Origin of the sequence: Hydrogenophaga borbori, assembly GCF_003417535.1 — a bacterium.
In the GTDB taxonomy this organism is placed as follows: domain Bacteria; phylum Pseudomonadota; class Gammaproteobacteria; order Burkholderiales; family Burkholderiaceae_C; genus Hydrogenophaga; species Hydrogenophaga borbori.
On record NZ_QVLS01000016.1, the window covers coordinates 1 to 13,406 of the forward strand.

A 13,406-nucleotide genomic window follows, 5' to 3' on the forward strand; every position below is an offset into this window, starting at 1 on the left:
GGTGGGACGGGCAACGACACCATGACGGGCGGCGGCTACAACGACACCTATGTGTTCAACCGGGGCGATGGCTCGGACACCATCAGCGACTACGGTACGCACGGCACGAGCAGCATCTACCTGGACCAGCTCAGCTTTGGTGCAGGCATCACCGAAGAGGATCTGTGGTTCTCCCGCTCAGGCAATGACTTGCTGGTGCAGGTGCTCGGTGATGGCGGTCAGGTGCAGATCACGAACTGGTACGCCGGCTCCAACTACCTCATCGAGGAGATGCACCTGAGCGACGGCCAGAGGCTGCTGTTCAGTCAAGTCGACTCCCTCGTCAACGCGATGGCCGCCTTCGCTCCACCCGCACCGGGCCAGACCTCACTCACGCCCGAGCAGCAGGTCGCCTTGACTCCGGTGATCGCGGCAGCCTGGAACTGACGACAAGAACCCTTGGGAGGAGAACAGCATGTCGGACCCGACGCTGGAGGCGCCGGACGCCTCGGGGCCTGCGCGCGCTGATCAGGCGCCGCAGCCACCCCCACGCCGCCCCGCCGAGCAGGACAGCGGCATCGCTTGCCTGGTGATGATCGCCCGACTGCATGGCGTGGCGGCGGACCCGGACCAGATCGCGCACGAGTTCGCGCACGATGGCCGTGCACTGGACGCGCAGGACCTGCTGTTGGCTGCGAGGAAACTGGGGCTGGTGGCCAAGCGCGTGCGCGTGGATCCGGCGCGGCTGGCGAAGACGCCCTTGCCGGCGATCGGGATCGGTGCGTCGCGGGCCAGCAGTGCGCAGCACGGTGAGCCGGGCAAGGGCGCCACCGGCGACACCAGTTTTTTCCTCCTCGCCCGCATCGACGAAGGCCGCGCCCTGATCCAGTCTCCCACTGTTGGCCGGCCGGAATCCCTCAGCCTCGACGCCCTGCAGGCCCAGTGGTCCGGCGAACTGATCCTCTTTACCTCGCGCGCTTCCATCGCGGGCGACATGGCGAAGTTCGATTTCACCTGGTTCATTCCCGCCGTGGTGAAGTACCGCCGCCTGCTGCTGGAGGTGCTGGGCGTGAGTTTCGCGCTGCAGTTGTTCGCGCTCATTACGCCGCTGTTTTTCCAGGTGGTGATGGACAAGGTGCTGGTACACCGCGGCTACACCACCTTGGACGTGATCGCCATCGCCTTCGCGGTGGTGGTGGTATTCGAGGTGACGCTGGGCGGCTTGCGCAGCTTCGTATTCGCGCACACCACCAGTCGCATAGACGTGGAGCTGGGCGCCCGTCTGTTCCGACACCTGCTGGGCCTGCCGCTGCAGTACTTCCAGGCCCGGCGCGTGGGCGATTCGGTGGCGCGCGTGCGGGAGCTGGAAAACATCCGCGCCTTCCTCACGGGCAACGCGCTCACGGTGGTGCTCGACCTGCTGTTTTCCATCGTCTTTCTCGCGGTGATGGCGTACTACAGTGGCTGGCTCACGCTGATCGTGCTGGCCTCGCTGCCGTGTTACGTGCTGGTGACGGCGGTGTGCACGCCCATCCTGCGCGCTCGCCTGCACGAGAAGTTCAACCGCGGTGCCGAGAACCAGGCCTTTCTGGTGGAGACCATCAGCGGCATCGACACCGTGAAGGCCATGGCGGTGGAGCCGCAGTGGACGCGTCGCTGGGACCAGCAGCTCGCGGGCTACGTGTCGGCCAGTTTCCGAACGGCCACCATCGGCACCTTGGCCAACAGCGGGGTCACGTTGATTTCCAAGGCGGTGACGGTGCTCACGCTGTATTTCGGTGCGCGCTTCGTCATCGAGGGCGATCTGTCCGTGGGGCAGCTGATCGCCTTCAACATGCTGGCGGGCCAAGTGGCGCAGCCGGTGATGCGCCTGGCCAACCTGTGGACCGACTTCCAGCAGACCGGCATTTCCGTGCAGCGCCTGGGCGACATCCTGAACGCTCGCACCGAGGTGTCGGGCCAGAAGGCGGCGCTGCCGCCCCTGGCGGGGCGGGTCACGTTCGAGGGGGTGCACTTCCGCTACCGGCCCGATGGGCCCGAGGTGTTGAGCGACCTGTCGCTGGACATCGCACCCGGCACCGTGGTGGGGGTGGTGGGGCGTTCGGGTTCCGGCAAGAGCACCCTGACCAAGCTGGTGCAGCGCCTGTACGCGCCCGAGCGCGGGCGGGTCCTGGTGGATGGCATCGATCTGCTGATGGCCGATGCGAGTTCCCTGCGCCGCCAGGTGGGTGTGGTGCTGCAGGAGAACGTGCTGTTCGCGCGCAGCGTGCGCGACAACATCGCCCTGGCCGACCCGGGCGCGCCGCTGGAAGCGGTGGTGCGCGCCGCTCGCCTGGCGGGGGCGCATGAGTTCATTGCCGAGCTTCCCGAGGGCTACGACACGATGGTGGGTGAGCATGGTTCCACCCTGTCCGGTGGGCAGCGGCAGCGCATTGCGATCGCGCGCGCGCTCATGACCAACCCGCGCATCCTCATCCTGGACGAGGCCACGAGTGCGCTGGACTATGAAAGCGAGCGCATCGTGCAGCAGAACATGCAGCGCATTGCCCAGGGGCGCACGGTGATCATCGTGGCGCACCGGCTGAGCGCGGTGCGCGACGCGCATCGAATCGTGGTGATGGAGCGCGGTCGCATCGTGGAGTCGGCCACGCACGCCGAGCTGCTGGCGCGCCCGGGCAGCCGTTACGGCCAGTTGTGGCGTCTGCAGCAGGCGTGAAGGGATGGGCATGAAACTCCGTCTGCAATGGCAGGCCCTGAGCGATCTGCTGGGCCGCCACCGCGCCGTGTGGCGCCAGGTCTGGGCGCAGCGCGCGGCGCTGGACGCGCCGCCGCGCCCGGCGCACGAGACCCAGTTCCTGCCGGCCGCGCTGGCCCTGCAGGAAACCCCCCTCTCGCCCGCGCCGCGCCTGGCCATGGGGCTTGTTGTGGCCTTCCTGCTCATTGCGCTTCTGTGGGCCACGTTCGGGCGCATCGACGTGGTGGCGGTCGGACAGGGCAAAGTGGTGCCTAGCGACCGAACCAAAACCGTTCAACCCCTGGAGGCCGCCATGGTGAAGGCCATCCACGTGCACGATGGGCAGTTCGTGCGCGCGGGCGAGGTGCTGATCGAGCTGGACCCCACGGCGTCCATGGCCGACGCCGATCGGCTGGCGGCCGAGCACACGGCCGCGCTGCTGCAGCTCATGCGTGGGCAGGCGCTGCTGATGGCCTTGGACGGCTCTGGTGCCCCGAGCCTGCCGCCGCTGAGGGAGGTGGATGCCACCCGCCGCCAGGAGGCCGCCCGCTTGCTGCAAGGCCAGTACGCGGAGTACCAGACCCGCCGCGAACGGGTGGCGGCCGACACCGCGAGCCGCGAGGCCGAGTGGCGCGCCACGCAGGCCTTGGTGCGCAAGCTGGAGCAGACCTTGCCCATTGCCACCCAGCGCGCGCAGGACTACCGCAACCTGGTGGCGCAGTCCTTTGTGTCCCACCACGGCTACCTGGAACAGGAGCAGGCGCGCATCGAGATGGAGGCCGACCTGGCCGCGCAGCGCAACCGCCTGCAGGAGATTGCCTCCTCGCTCGACGAAGCGCGCGCGCAGCAGCGCGCCTTGACGGCCGAAACGCGCCGAACCGCGCTGGACAGCATCGAGCAGGCCCAGCAGCGCCTGGACGCACTGGCGCAGGAGCGCATCAAGGCCGAGGCACGGGGTCGACTCACGCGGCTCACCTCACCCGTGGACGGCACGGTGCAGCAGCTGGCGGTGCACACCGAAGGGGGCGTGGTCACACCCGCGCAGTCGCTGATGGTGGTCGTGCCGGCGGACCAGCCGTTGGAGGTGGAGGCCTTCTTCGAGAACAAGGACATCGGCTTCCTGCGCCAAGGCCAGGTGGCGGAGGTGAAAGTGGAGACTTTCCAGTTCACCAAGTACGGCACGCTGCACGCCGAACTCGCCAGCGTCTCGCACGACGCCATCAGCGACGAGCGGCGTGGCCTGATCTACGCCAGCCGCGTGCGTTTGGCGCGCACCAGCCTGGACGTGGATGGCTCCGAGGTGCGCCTGTCGCCCGGCATGGCCGTGAGCGTGGAGGTCAAGACCGGACAGCGCCGGGTGATCGAGTACTTCCTGGCGCCGCTGCTGCGGCACACCGACGAAAGCCTGCGCGAGCGCTGATCAAACCGCCTTCAGCGCCAGCCGGCTCGCGTGCTTCCACGCGCGGCGCAGCACGGCCGGCGACCAGGATTCCTCGGGGATCAGCAGCACGCCGCGCGCGCGCATCCATTGGCCCAGGTCCACGTGGCTGGTGGCCACGGTGAGCGGGATGGCCAGCAGCAGCGGCAGGGCCACGGGGGCCAGCCACAGCAGCGCGGCGGCGTTGAGCAGCGCCACGCCCGCGCCCATGAGGGCAATGACGGCGGTCATGGGCGCCAGGCGGCGGGCGGCATCGCCCCAGCTCACGCCACTGGCCTCCCGCGGGGGCGACTTCCACTCCAGCTTCAGGCCGGTGAGGGCCACCAGCACGAACAGCGAGTGCGCGAGCATGCGGATCGGCGCCTGCAGCACGGCCAGCAGGGTCTCGGCAACCGCACTGAGCATGAGCGTGCCCGCGCCGCCGAACTGGCGCTGCTCGCGCTTGAGGAAGACGGCGATCAGGCCCAGCACGCGCGGCATGAAGAGCAGGCACAGCGTCCAGACCCACAGGCCGCGCAGTTCGGCGGGCAGGGCCTGCCAGTCGGGCAGCAGGGTGCTGTCGGCCACCCACAGGGCGGTGCCGATGGTGAGGAAGCCCAGCCACAGCGGCGCCGACAGGTAGGACATGGCGCCAATGGCGAACATGCTGCGGTGCACGCGGTGGATGCCGGGCTCGGCCATCAGGCGCGCGTTCTGCAGATTGCCCTGGCACCAGCGGCGGTCGCGCTGCAGCTCGCTCAGCAGGTCGGGCGGCTGCTGCTCGTAGCTGCCGTGCAGGTCGGAGACCAGCCACACGTGGTAGCCGGCGCGGCGCATCAGCGCGGCCTCGACGAAGTCGTGCGACATGATGCCGCCCGACATGCCGCCGGTGCCCTTGATGGGGGCCAGCGCGCAGTGCTTCATGAAGGGCTCGACGCGGATGATGGCGTTGTGGCCCCAGTAGTGGGACTCGCCGAGCTGCCAGAACTGCATGCCCAGCGTGAACAGGCGGCCGGTGACGCGCGAGGCGAACTGCTGTGAGCGCGCGTGCAGCGTGGCGTGGCCCACGGCCTGCGTGGCGGTCTGGATGATGCCGGCGCGCGGGTGCGCTTCCATCAGCTTGACCATGTCGACCAGGCAGCGGCCGCTCATCACGCTGTCGGCGTCGAGCACGACCATGTAGCGGTAGTCCTTGCCCCAGCGGCGGCAGAAGTCGGCCACGTTGCCGGCCTTGCGGTGGCTGCGGCGCGTGCGCAGGCGGTAGTAGACCTCGATGGAGGGCAGGCCGCTGGTGGCCAGGGCGCTGCGCAGGCTTTCCCAGGCGGCGCGTTCGGCGCGCTGGATCTCGGGGTCGTAGCTGTCGGACAGCACGAAGACGTCGAACACCTTCGATTCGCCGGTGGCGGCGAGCGATTCGCAGGTGGCGCGCAGGCCCGCGAAGACGGTGGCCACGTCCTCGTTGCAGATGGGCATGATGATGGCGGTGCGCGCCTCGGGGTTCATGGCGTGGTCGCGCACCTCGGCCGCGCGCAGGGTGTGGCGGTCGCCGAAGATCGAGACCCAGAAGCCCATGAGCGCGGTGACGAAGCCGGTGAGCACCCAGGCCGAGAGGACCACGAACAGGGTGAGCTGCGCCACGCGCAGCAGGCCGTTGCCGCTGGTGGGCTGCAGTTCCCAGAACATCAGGCCGGCCATCAGCGTCCAGGCCAGGGTCAGGGCCACGAAGATCGCGCGGCGCCAGTTGGCGGCGTTCTGCCAAGGCTCCAGCGGCGCGCCGGCGCGCGCGGGCGCCTGGCCCTGGGCATAGGGCGGCAGCAGGCCGCTGGCCGTGCTGAGCAGCACCGTCCCGATGCTGTTCCAGAAGCCGCGCCAGGGGCGCGGCGCCATGGAGCCGCGGTTGATGGGGGGCGCGGTCACCGCGTTCGGGTGGCGCTCTTGCCGCAGCAGGCTGCGGGGCTTCATTCGGGCAGCAGAAGTTGCGTCCATGTTTCGCTCACGGTGTGTTGCTGGTGTTGCAGGAAGGCGCGCAGTTCGACCGGCTGGGTGGGGTCGATGCGCTCGACGCGCAGGCTCAGGCGCCAGGTGCGCGTGGCCGGGTTGGGGTAGGCGATGGCCTCGAGCACGCGGCCGTTGGCATTGGTGCTGACCTTGGGCTCGACGCTGGCCCCAGCGGGCAGGGCGTCCAGCGCGGGGCCGGCGAAGTCGAGCACGAACTTGGGCTGGGCGGCCTGCTCGGCGGCGCTGAGCTTGGTGTAGCCATAGCCGCGGCGGCTCTGCGTGACCCAGCTGGCGGGCGGGCGCTGCTGCTCGTCGCCCTGCCAGGACAGGTCGTAGCGCAGCTCCAGCGGCTGGCCGGCCACCAGCGGCTGCGCCGGCACCCAGTAGGCGACGATGTTGTCGTGCGTCTCGTCGGGCGTGGGCAGCTGCACCAGCTCCACGCGGCCCGGGCCCCAGTCGCCCACGGGCTGCACCCAGGCGCTGGGGCGGCGCTCGTAGCGGGCCTCGACGTCCTCGTAGCTGGCGAAGCGGCGGTCGCGCTGCATCAGACCGAAGCCGCGCGGGTTGCTGGTGGTGAAGGAGCTCACGGCAATGGCTTTGGGCCGCTGCAGCGGGCGCCACATCCACTCGCCCTCGCCGGTGACCAGCATCAGGCCGTCCGAGTCGTGCACCTCGGGGCGGAAGTCGCCCGGCAGGGGCTGGTTCTCGCCCGACAGGAACATGCTGGTGAGCGGCGCGATGCCCAGGGTGTTGACCGGCGCGGCGCCTTCGCGCGCAAACAGGCGCAGGCGCACGTTCATGGTGGTGGTGAACCCGGGGCGGATGACGAATTCGTAGGCGCCCGTCACGCGCGGCGATTCGAGCAGGGCCATCACCGTCACCTCGCGCGCATCGGCGCTCGGGCGGCGCAGCCAGAACTCGCTGAAGCGCGGGAATTCCTCGCCGTTGCCGCCCACGGTGTCGATGGCCAGGCCGCGCGCCGACAGGCCGTAGCCCTGTTGCGCGCCGAGGGCGCGGAAGTAGCTCGCGCCCAGGAAGACGGCCAGCTCGTCCTTGTAGGCGAGGTTGTTGAGCGGGTAGTGCAGGCGCAAGCCGGCGTGGCCCAGGTCGCCCCAGCCGCTGGTGTCGAAGCCGTTCTTGCCGAAGTGGAAGTCTTGCGCGCGGTAGGGCAGGGCGCGCACCTGGCCGTCGGGGGCGACTTCGTGGATGCGCACCGGCTGGGTCTGGTACAGGCCCAGGTGGAAGTACTGCACCTCGAAGGGCAGGTTCAGTTCACGCCAGGTGGAGCGCTCGGTGCGAAAGCGGATGTCGCGCAGCTGGTCGTAGGTGATGTCGGCCAGGGCCGGGGGCAGCTTGTCGCCGCTTTCGCGCCAGGGCTCCGCGGCGCGTGTCTGGGCGAGGTGGGAGAGCTGCTCCCAGCTCAGGGCCCGGGCCGGCGAGGACACCAGCGCCAGCGCGGCCAGCAGGCCACCCAGGCGCCAGCGCAGGGCCGGCAGGGGAAGGGAAAAAACCAAAGGCATGCCCCCTTGAGGGCAAGGCCTGTGCCAGTGGGGGAAAAGCCTTTTAAATCAATGGCTTGGATGGGCCTCGACGGGCCGGTCGGCCACCCAGGGCGTCGGCACTAGGGTAAACCCGCGTTTTTTGTCGCCGAGCGGCGACAGGGGGAGGGGGGTACCCAAAAATATCGAAAAGAATCAACGATCTTTTCGTGTCACGTATCGGCGACAGCCTCGTCACCCCCGGCCTCGGGGGCGCCGGAGCCGTCGCTCTTGAACAGGCCCGGGGTGAGCGCGTGCTTCTGCAGCAGGCGATAGAACTCCGTGCGGTTGCGCTGGGCCAGGCGGGCCGCGTCGGCGACATTGCCGTCGGTCATCTTGAGCAGGTCGACCAGGTAGGCGCGTTCGAAGCGCTGGCGCGCCTCGGCAAAGCTCAGCACCTCCATGGTGGGCGTGCGCAGCGCGCGCTGCACCAGGGCCAGCGGCACCAGCGGCGTGGTGGACAGGGCGCAGACCTGCTCGACCACGTTGTAGAGCTGGCGCACGTTGCCGGGCCAGGTGGCCATGGTCAGGGCCTTGAGCGCCTCGGGCGCGAAGCCCGAGCTGCGCTTGCCGTACTTGGCCGCCAGCTTGGAGAGGAAGTGATTGGCCAGCAGCGGGATGTCCTCGCGCCGCTCGGCCAGCGTGGGCAGGGTGAGCGTGACCACGTTGAGGCGGTAGTACAGGTCTTCGCGGAACTGGCCCTCGGCCATGGCGACCTCCAGGTCGCGGTGCGTGGCCGAGACGATGCGCACGTCCACCGGCACCGACTGGCTGGAGCCCAGCGGGCGCACGGCGCGCTCCTGCAGCACGCGCAGCAGCTTGACCTGCAGGGCGGGTGGCATGTCGCCGATCTCGTCGAGCAGCAGGGTGCCGCCGTCGGCGGCCTGGAACAGGCCCTTGTGGTTGGCCACCGCGTCGGTGAAGGCGCCCTTGACGTGGCCGAACAGCTCGGACTCGAGCAGGGCCTCCGGGATGGCGCCGCAGTTGACCGCCACGAAGGGCTTGCCGGCGCGCGCGCTGGCCTTGTGGATGGCGCGCGCCAGCATTTCCTTGCCGGTGCCCGAGTCGCCGCGCAACAGCACGCTGGCGTCGCTCTGCGCGACCATGCGCGCCTCGGCCAGCAGGTCGTCCATGCGGTTGGAGCGGCTGACGATGTCGCTGCGCCAGGCCTCGTCGGCGCGCCGCGACGGGCCGGCGGGCGTGCTCAGCGCCAGGGCCTGGGCGATCTTGTCGAGCAGTTCCTTGGCCTCGTAGGGCTTGGTGAGGTAGCCGAACACGCCGCGCGCGGTGGCCTCCACCGCATCGGGAATGGTGCCGTGCGCGGTGAGCAGGATGACCGGCAGCGAGGGGTGGCGCGAGCGCACTTCGGCGAACAGGGCCAGGCCGTCGCGGCCGGGCAGGCGCACGTCGGACAGCACCAGCTGCGGGCGCTCGATTTCCAGCTGGGCCAGCGCGGCCTCGGCCGAGCCGACCGCCGTGACCTGGTAGCCGGCCGCGCCCAGGCGCATGGACAGCAGGCGCAGCATGTCGGGGTCGTCGTCGACGACCAGGATGCGCGATCGGTGGTGGGGGACGTCGCTCATTGGATGTCCTTCGCGTGACGCGCTGCGGTGCGAGCCCCTTCGGGCGGCCGTGCGGTGCTCATGGGGGCTTTCTCAGGGCGCGCGCGGCGCGGGGGCCGCGGGCGCCGGCGGGCGGTTGTTGATGCTGCGCTCGATGGCGCGCATGGCCTCGAGCCGCTCGTTGAGCTGGTCGATGCGGCGCTGCTGCTCGCGCAGCTGCGCGTTCTGCTTGTCCAGGGCCTCTTCGATCTTGCGGTGTTCGAGCAGGCGCTGAGCCAGCAGGCGCGCCAGCGGCTTGAGCGGCGCGCTGTCGGGCGCGGCGCTGTTGGCCACGCGCTGCGCGAGGCCCAGGGCGCGCGCGGTCTCCACCGGCTGGTTCAGGTGCATCAGCGCCAGGGCGAGCTGCAGCTGGCGTTCGGGCGCGCCGCCAGGGTCGCCGATGGCGGCGATCTCCAGGCTCAGTTCGGCCGGGCTGAGGCCGCGCACGCGGTCGGCGTAGCGCAGCAGCCGGGCGGCGGCCTCGCCCTCGGTCGCGCTGGGCGACGCCGGCTGCACCAGCGAGGGGGCCTGCGGGGCAGGGGCCGCCGCGGCGGCCACGGGCGCGGCGGCGGGCGGATGAACCGGCTGGATCGCCTGGGGCGCGGCGGGGCTCATCGGCGCTGGCGCCGCCCGGGTCGCGCTGCTGGCGATGGGCGGGGCGGGCGGCGGCGGCAGCGGGGTGGTGGCGCAGGCGCTCAGGGCGCAGGTGGCCAGCCAGAGCCCGACCCGGGCGGGGGAGGGATCGAAGCGGGCGGGCGCCGTGGGGCGCGCGGGTTCATGTGGCATGGGGCAACTCGATGCGGAAATGGGCGCCGGCAGGGCTGTCAAGCAGCTCGACGCGGCCGCCGTGGGCGACGATGTACTCATGGACGATGGACAGGCCGATGCCGGTGCCGCGCACCGCGCCGTCGGGCTGGCGCTGGCCGCGGAAGAAGGGCTCGAAGATGCGGTCGCGGTCGGCCTCGGCCACGCCGGGCCCCTGGTCGACGATGTCGATGCTCACGCGCCCCGGCAGGCCCAGCAGCACCAGGCGGATGGTGCCATCCTGCGGCGAAAAGCGGATGGCGTTGAGCAGCAGATTGCCGATGGCCGAGGCCATTTTTTCGCGGTCGACCTGCAGCCAGACCGGATCGCCTTCGACGCGCACCTGCAGGCCGTGCGCCTGCCAGTGCAGGCGCTGCTCTTCCACCAGGTCGTCGAGCAGGCCGCGCAGGTCGGTGCGCTCGCGCCGGAGCTGGCGGGCTTCGAAAGCCACGGCGTTGAAGCGCAGCAGCGCCTCGATCTGTGTCTGCAGCACCTGGGTGTTGTGCTGCAGGATGTTGACCACCTCGGCCTGGTCGGGGTTGAGCGCGCCGGCCACGCCGTCGCCCAGCACCGAGACGCCTTCGCGCAGCGAGGCCAGCGGCGTCTTCAGCTCGTGCGAGATGTGGCGCAGGAAGCGCGCCTTGTCGGCGTCGAGTTCGGTCAGTCGCAGGCGCAGCCAGTCGAGCTGCTGGCCGACGCGGCGCACGTCGCTCGGGCCGACGATGTCGATCGGTTGGTCGAGCCGGTTCTCGCCCAGGGAGACGATGGCGCGCTCCAGCCGCTTGAAGGGCTTGGCCAGCCACACGCCAAAGCCCAGGGCCATGCCGGCGGCCAGCAGGATGGCGCCGGTGACGACCTGCGTGAGCTGCTCCTGGCTGCGCTGGAAACCGGCCTGCAGTGCGGCGTTGCGCGCGGCGATGATGGACTGCACCTTCTGCGCGATGGCCGCGCTGTGGCCGTCGAGTTCACGGAAGGCGCGCGCCACGTCGCGCTCGCGGTCCAGCGCGGTCTCGGGTGGGCCGTCGAGCAATTCGGCCACCGCCTGCATCTGCTCGCGCCAGTTCTGCGCGAACTCGGGCGGCAGCTCGTTGTCCTGCAGGCGCTGCAGGATGTCGCGCGCCTGGCTGGCGGCCTCGCTGAAGCGCTGGCGCAGCTGGCTGTCGCGCAGCACCAGCGACTGGCGCGCCGCGCGCTCCATGGTGAGGCTGCGCTCGGACAGCGACTGCGCCGCGGTGGACAGGGCGATGGCCTGGGCCGTGCCCTCGCGGCTCTGCCCGAGCAGGGTCTCCAGCGAGAACAGCGTGCGCACCGCCGCGCCGCCGAGCAGCGCGCCGATCAGCAGGAAGGCGACCAGCAGCAGCTGCTGGAACGAGAGCGAGGAGGGTCTCACGCGCCCGATCACCGCAGGACCGGCCTCAGGCGGTTTCGCGCACCATGACCTCGCCGCGCAGCGAGTGCGGCAGGGCCTGGGTGATGCGCACATCGATCATCTGGCCGACCAGGCGCGCGCCGTTCGGGCCGCCGTCGAAGTTGACGATGCGGTTGCACTCGGTACGGCCCATGAGCTCGGCCGCGCCGTTCGGGCCCGGGCGCCGCGCGGCGCCCTCCACCAGGATGCGCTGCACCGTGCCCTCGCGGCTGGCGCTGATGCGCCGCACATTGGCCTCGATGGTGGCCTGCAGGTGCTGCAGGCGCTGGAGCTTGAGCTCGTGCGGCGTGTCGTCGGGCAGGTTGGCCGCGGGCGTGCCCGGGCGCGGGCTGAAGATGAAGGAGAAGCTGCTGTCGAAGCCCACGTCCTCGATGAGCTTCATCATCTTGTTGAAATCGTCCTCGGTCTCGCCGGGGAAGCCGACGATGAAGTCGCTGCTCATGGAGATGTCGGGCCGGATCGCCCGCAGCTTGCGGATCGTGCTCTTGTATTCCATGGCCGTGTAGCCGCGCTTCATGGCCATGAGGATGCGGTCGCTGCCGTGCTGCACCGGCAGGTGCAGGTGGCTCACCAGCTGCGGCACGGTGGCGTAGGTTTCGATCAGGCGCGGCGTGAACTCGTTCGGGTGGCTGGTGGTGTAGCGGATGCGCTCGATGCCGGGGATGCCGGCCACGTACTCGATGAGCAGGGCAAAGTCGGCGATCTCGCTGGTGCCGCCCATGGCGCCGCGGTAGGCGTTGACGTTCTGGCCCAGCAGCGTCACCTCCTTCACGCCCTGGTCGGCCAGGCCGGCGATCTCCACCAGCACGTCGTCGAAGGGGCGGCTCACCTCTTCGCCGCGCGTGTAGGGCACCACGCAGTAGCTGCAGTATTTGGAGCAGCCTTCCATAATGGAGACGAAGGCCGAGGCGCCGTCCACCTTGGCGGGCGGCAGGTGGTCGAACTTCTCGATCTCGGGGAAGCTGATGTCCACCTGCGGGCGCGCCTGCTGCTGGCGCTGCGCCAGCAGCTCGGGCAGACGGTGCAGGGTCTGCGGGCCGAACACCACGTCGACGAAGGGCGCGCGCTGGATGATGGCGTCGCCTTCCTGGCTGGCCACGCAGCCGCCCACGCCGATGAGCACGCCCTTTTGCTTGAGGTGCTTGACGCGGCCGAGGTCCGAGAACACCTTTTCCTGCGCCTTCTCGCGCACCGAGCAGGTGTTGAAGAGGATGAGGTCGGCCTGCTCGGGGTCGTCGGTGGGCTCGTAGCCCTCGGCGGCGCCCAGCACGTCGGCCATCTTGTCCGAGTCGTACTCGTTCATCTGGCACCCGAAGGTCTTGATGAACACCTTTTTCTGTTGGCTCATGGCAAAGCTCCTGCGGGCGCGAAGCGCCCGTTGCGCCCCATGGCGGGGCGCGCATTCACGTGGGGATCAGTTGGCGGCGGGCTTGGTGGCCGGTGGGGCCGCGCCCTGCTGCGATTCGAAGGTGAAGTTGCGCTCCACACCCAGGGTGCGGCGGCGCTCCTTCTTCTCGGCCTCGCTCAGGATCCAGACCTGCGTGATCTGGCCTTGGCGGTCCATCAGGTAGTTGACCGTGAGCTCGCGGTTCACCAGCGAGGCCGAGCGCAGGTTGCGATTGCTTTCATCGAGGATGCGCGCGCCGGGCGTGAGCCGGGTGACCCGGTCGTCCATCTCGACGTGGGGCGGCAGCTTGACGGTCAGGGTGCCGCGCAGGGCTTCCTTGGGGAAGCTGCGCACGCCGGCCTGCGCGCCGGGCGCGGGCGCCGGCAGGAGCGTGGTGGTCGTGGTGCTGGTGGTGGAGGCTTCGGACTGCGCTTGCGCGGTGCCCGCCAGGGCCAGCGAGGCCCCGATCGCCAGGGAGGTGAGACAGCGGTTCATGGTGTTGATCCAGAGGCTGAACGA

10 protein-coding genes are annotated in these 13,406 nt (G+C 70.2%); 3 read left to right on the forward strand and 7 right to left on the reverse strand.

Features of this window, described 5'->3' with window-relative positions; genetic code table 11:
- The 3 genes from DY262_RS22170 to DY262_RS20125 all read left to right on the forward strand — a co-directional run.
- The coding region (locus tag DY262_RS22170; protein WP_281272935.1) for a calcium-binding protein at nt 1-426 on the forward strand (426 nt) is incomplete at its 5' end.
- 28 nt (nt 427-454) lie between these two features.
- Nucleotides 455-2,695, forward strand: coding sequence for a type I secretion system permease/ATPase (locus DY262_RS20120; protein WP_116960858.1), 2,241 nt, complete (start codon nt 455-457; stop codon nt 2,693-2,695).
- A gap of 10 nt (nt 2,696-2,705) precedes the next feature.
- Nucleotides 2,706-4,133, forward strand: coding sequence for an HlyD family type I secretion periplasmic adaptor subunit (locus tag DY262_RS20125; RefSeq protein WP_245981124.1), 1,428 nt, complete (start codon nt 2,706-2,708; stop codon nt 4,131-4,133).
- Here DY262_RS20125 and mdoH read toward each other — a convergent pair whose 3' ends face one another.
- The 7 genes from mdoH to DY262_RS20160 form a co-directional block, all read right to left on the reverse strand.
- Nucleotides 4,134-6,092 (reverse strand): glucans biosynthesis glucosyltransferase MdoH, encoded by a 1,959-nt coding sequence (gene mdoH / locus DY262_RS20130; protein WP_181936578.1) that lies wholly within the window; start codon nt 6,090-6,092, stop codon nt 4,134-4,136.
- Nucleotides 6,089-7,648 carry an OpgD/OpgG family glucan biosynthesis protein gene (locus tag DY262_RS20135; RefSeq protein ID WP_116960860.1) on the reverse strand — a complete coding sequence of 520 codons (1,560 nt, stop codon included), beginning with the start codon at nt 7,646-7,648 and terminating at the stop codon, nt 6,089-6,091. Before DY262_RS20135 ends, mdoH begins: the two co-directional genes overlap by 4 nt.
- Nucleotides 7,649-7,839: 191 nt before the next feature.
- Nucleotides 7,840-9,249, reverse strand: a complete 1,410-nt coding sequence (locus DY262_RS20140; protein WP_116960861.1) for a sigma 54-interacting transcriptional regulator — start codon at nt 9,247-9,249, stop codon at nt 7,840-7,842.
- A 72-nt stretch (nt 9,250-9,321) separates the two neighbouring features.
- Nucleotides 9,322-10,053, reverse strand: coding sequence for a hypothetical protein (locus DY262_RS20145; protein WP_116960862.1), 732 nt, complete (start codon nt 10,051-10,053; stop codon nt 9,322-9,324).
- Nucleotides 10,043-11,461, reverse strand: a complete 1,419-nt coding sequence (locus DY262_RS20150) for an ATP-binding protein (protein WP_116960877.1) — start codon at nt 11,459-11,461, stop codon at nt 10,043-10,045. The genes DY262_RS20145 and DY262_RS20150 overlap by 11 nt, the downstream gene beginning before the upstream one ends.
- A gap of 25 nt (nt 11,462-11,486) precedes the next feature.
- The gene (gene miaB, locus DY262_RS20155; protein WP_116960863.1) at nt 11,487-12,848 is read right to left on the reverse strand and encodes a tRNA (N6-isopentenyl adenosine(37)-C2)-methylthiotransferase MiaB; all 1,362 of its coding nucleotides are present in this window, start codon (nt 12,846-12,848) and stop codon (nt 11,487-11,489) included.
- Nucleotides 12,849-12,914: 66 nt separating this feature from the next.
- Nucleotides 12,915-13,382, reverse strand: a complete 468-nt coding sequence (locus tag DY262_RS20160; RefSeq protein ID WP_116960864.1) for a hypothetical protein — start codon at nt 13,380-13,382, stop codon at nt 12,915-12,917.
- Nucleotides 13,383-13,406 lie beyond the last annotated feature (24 nt).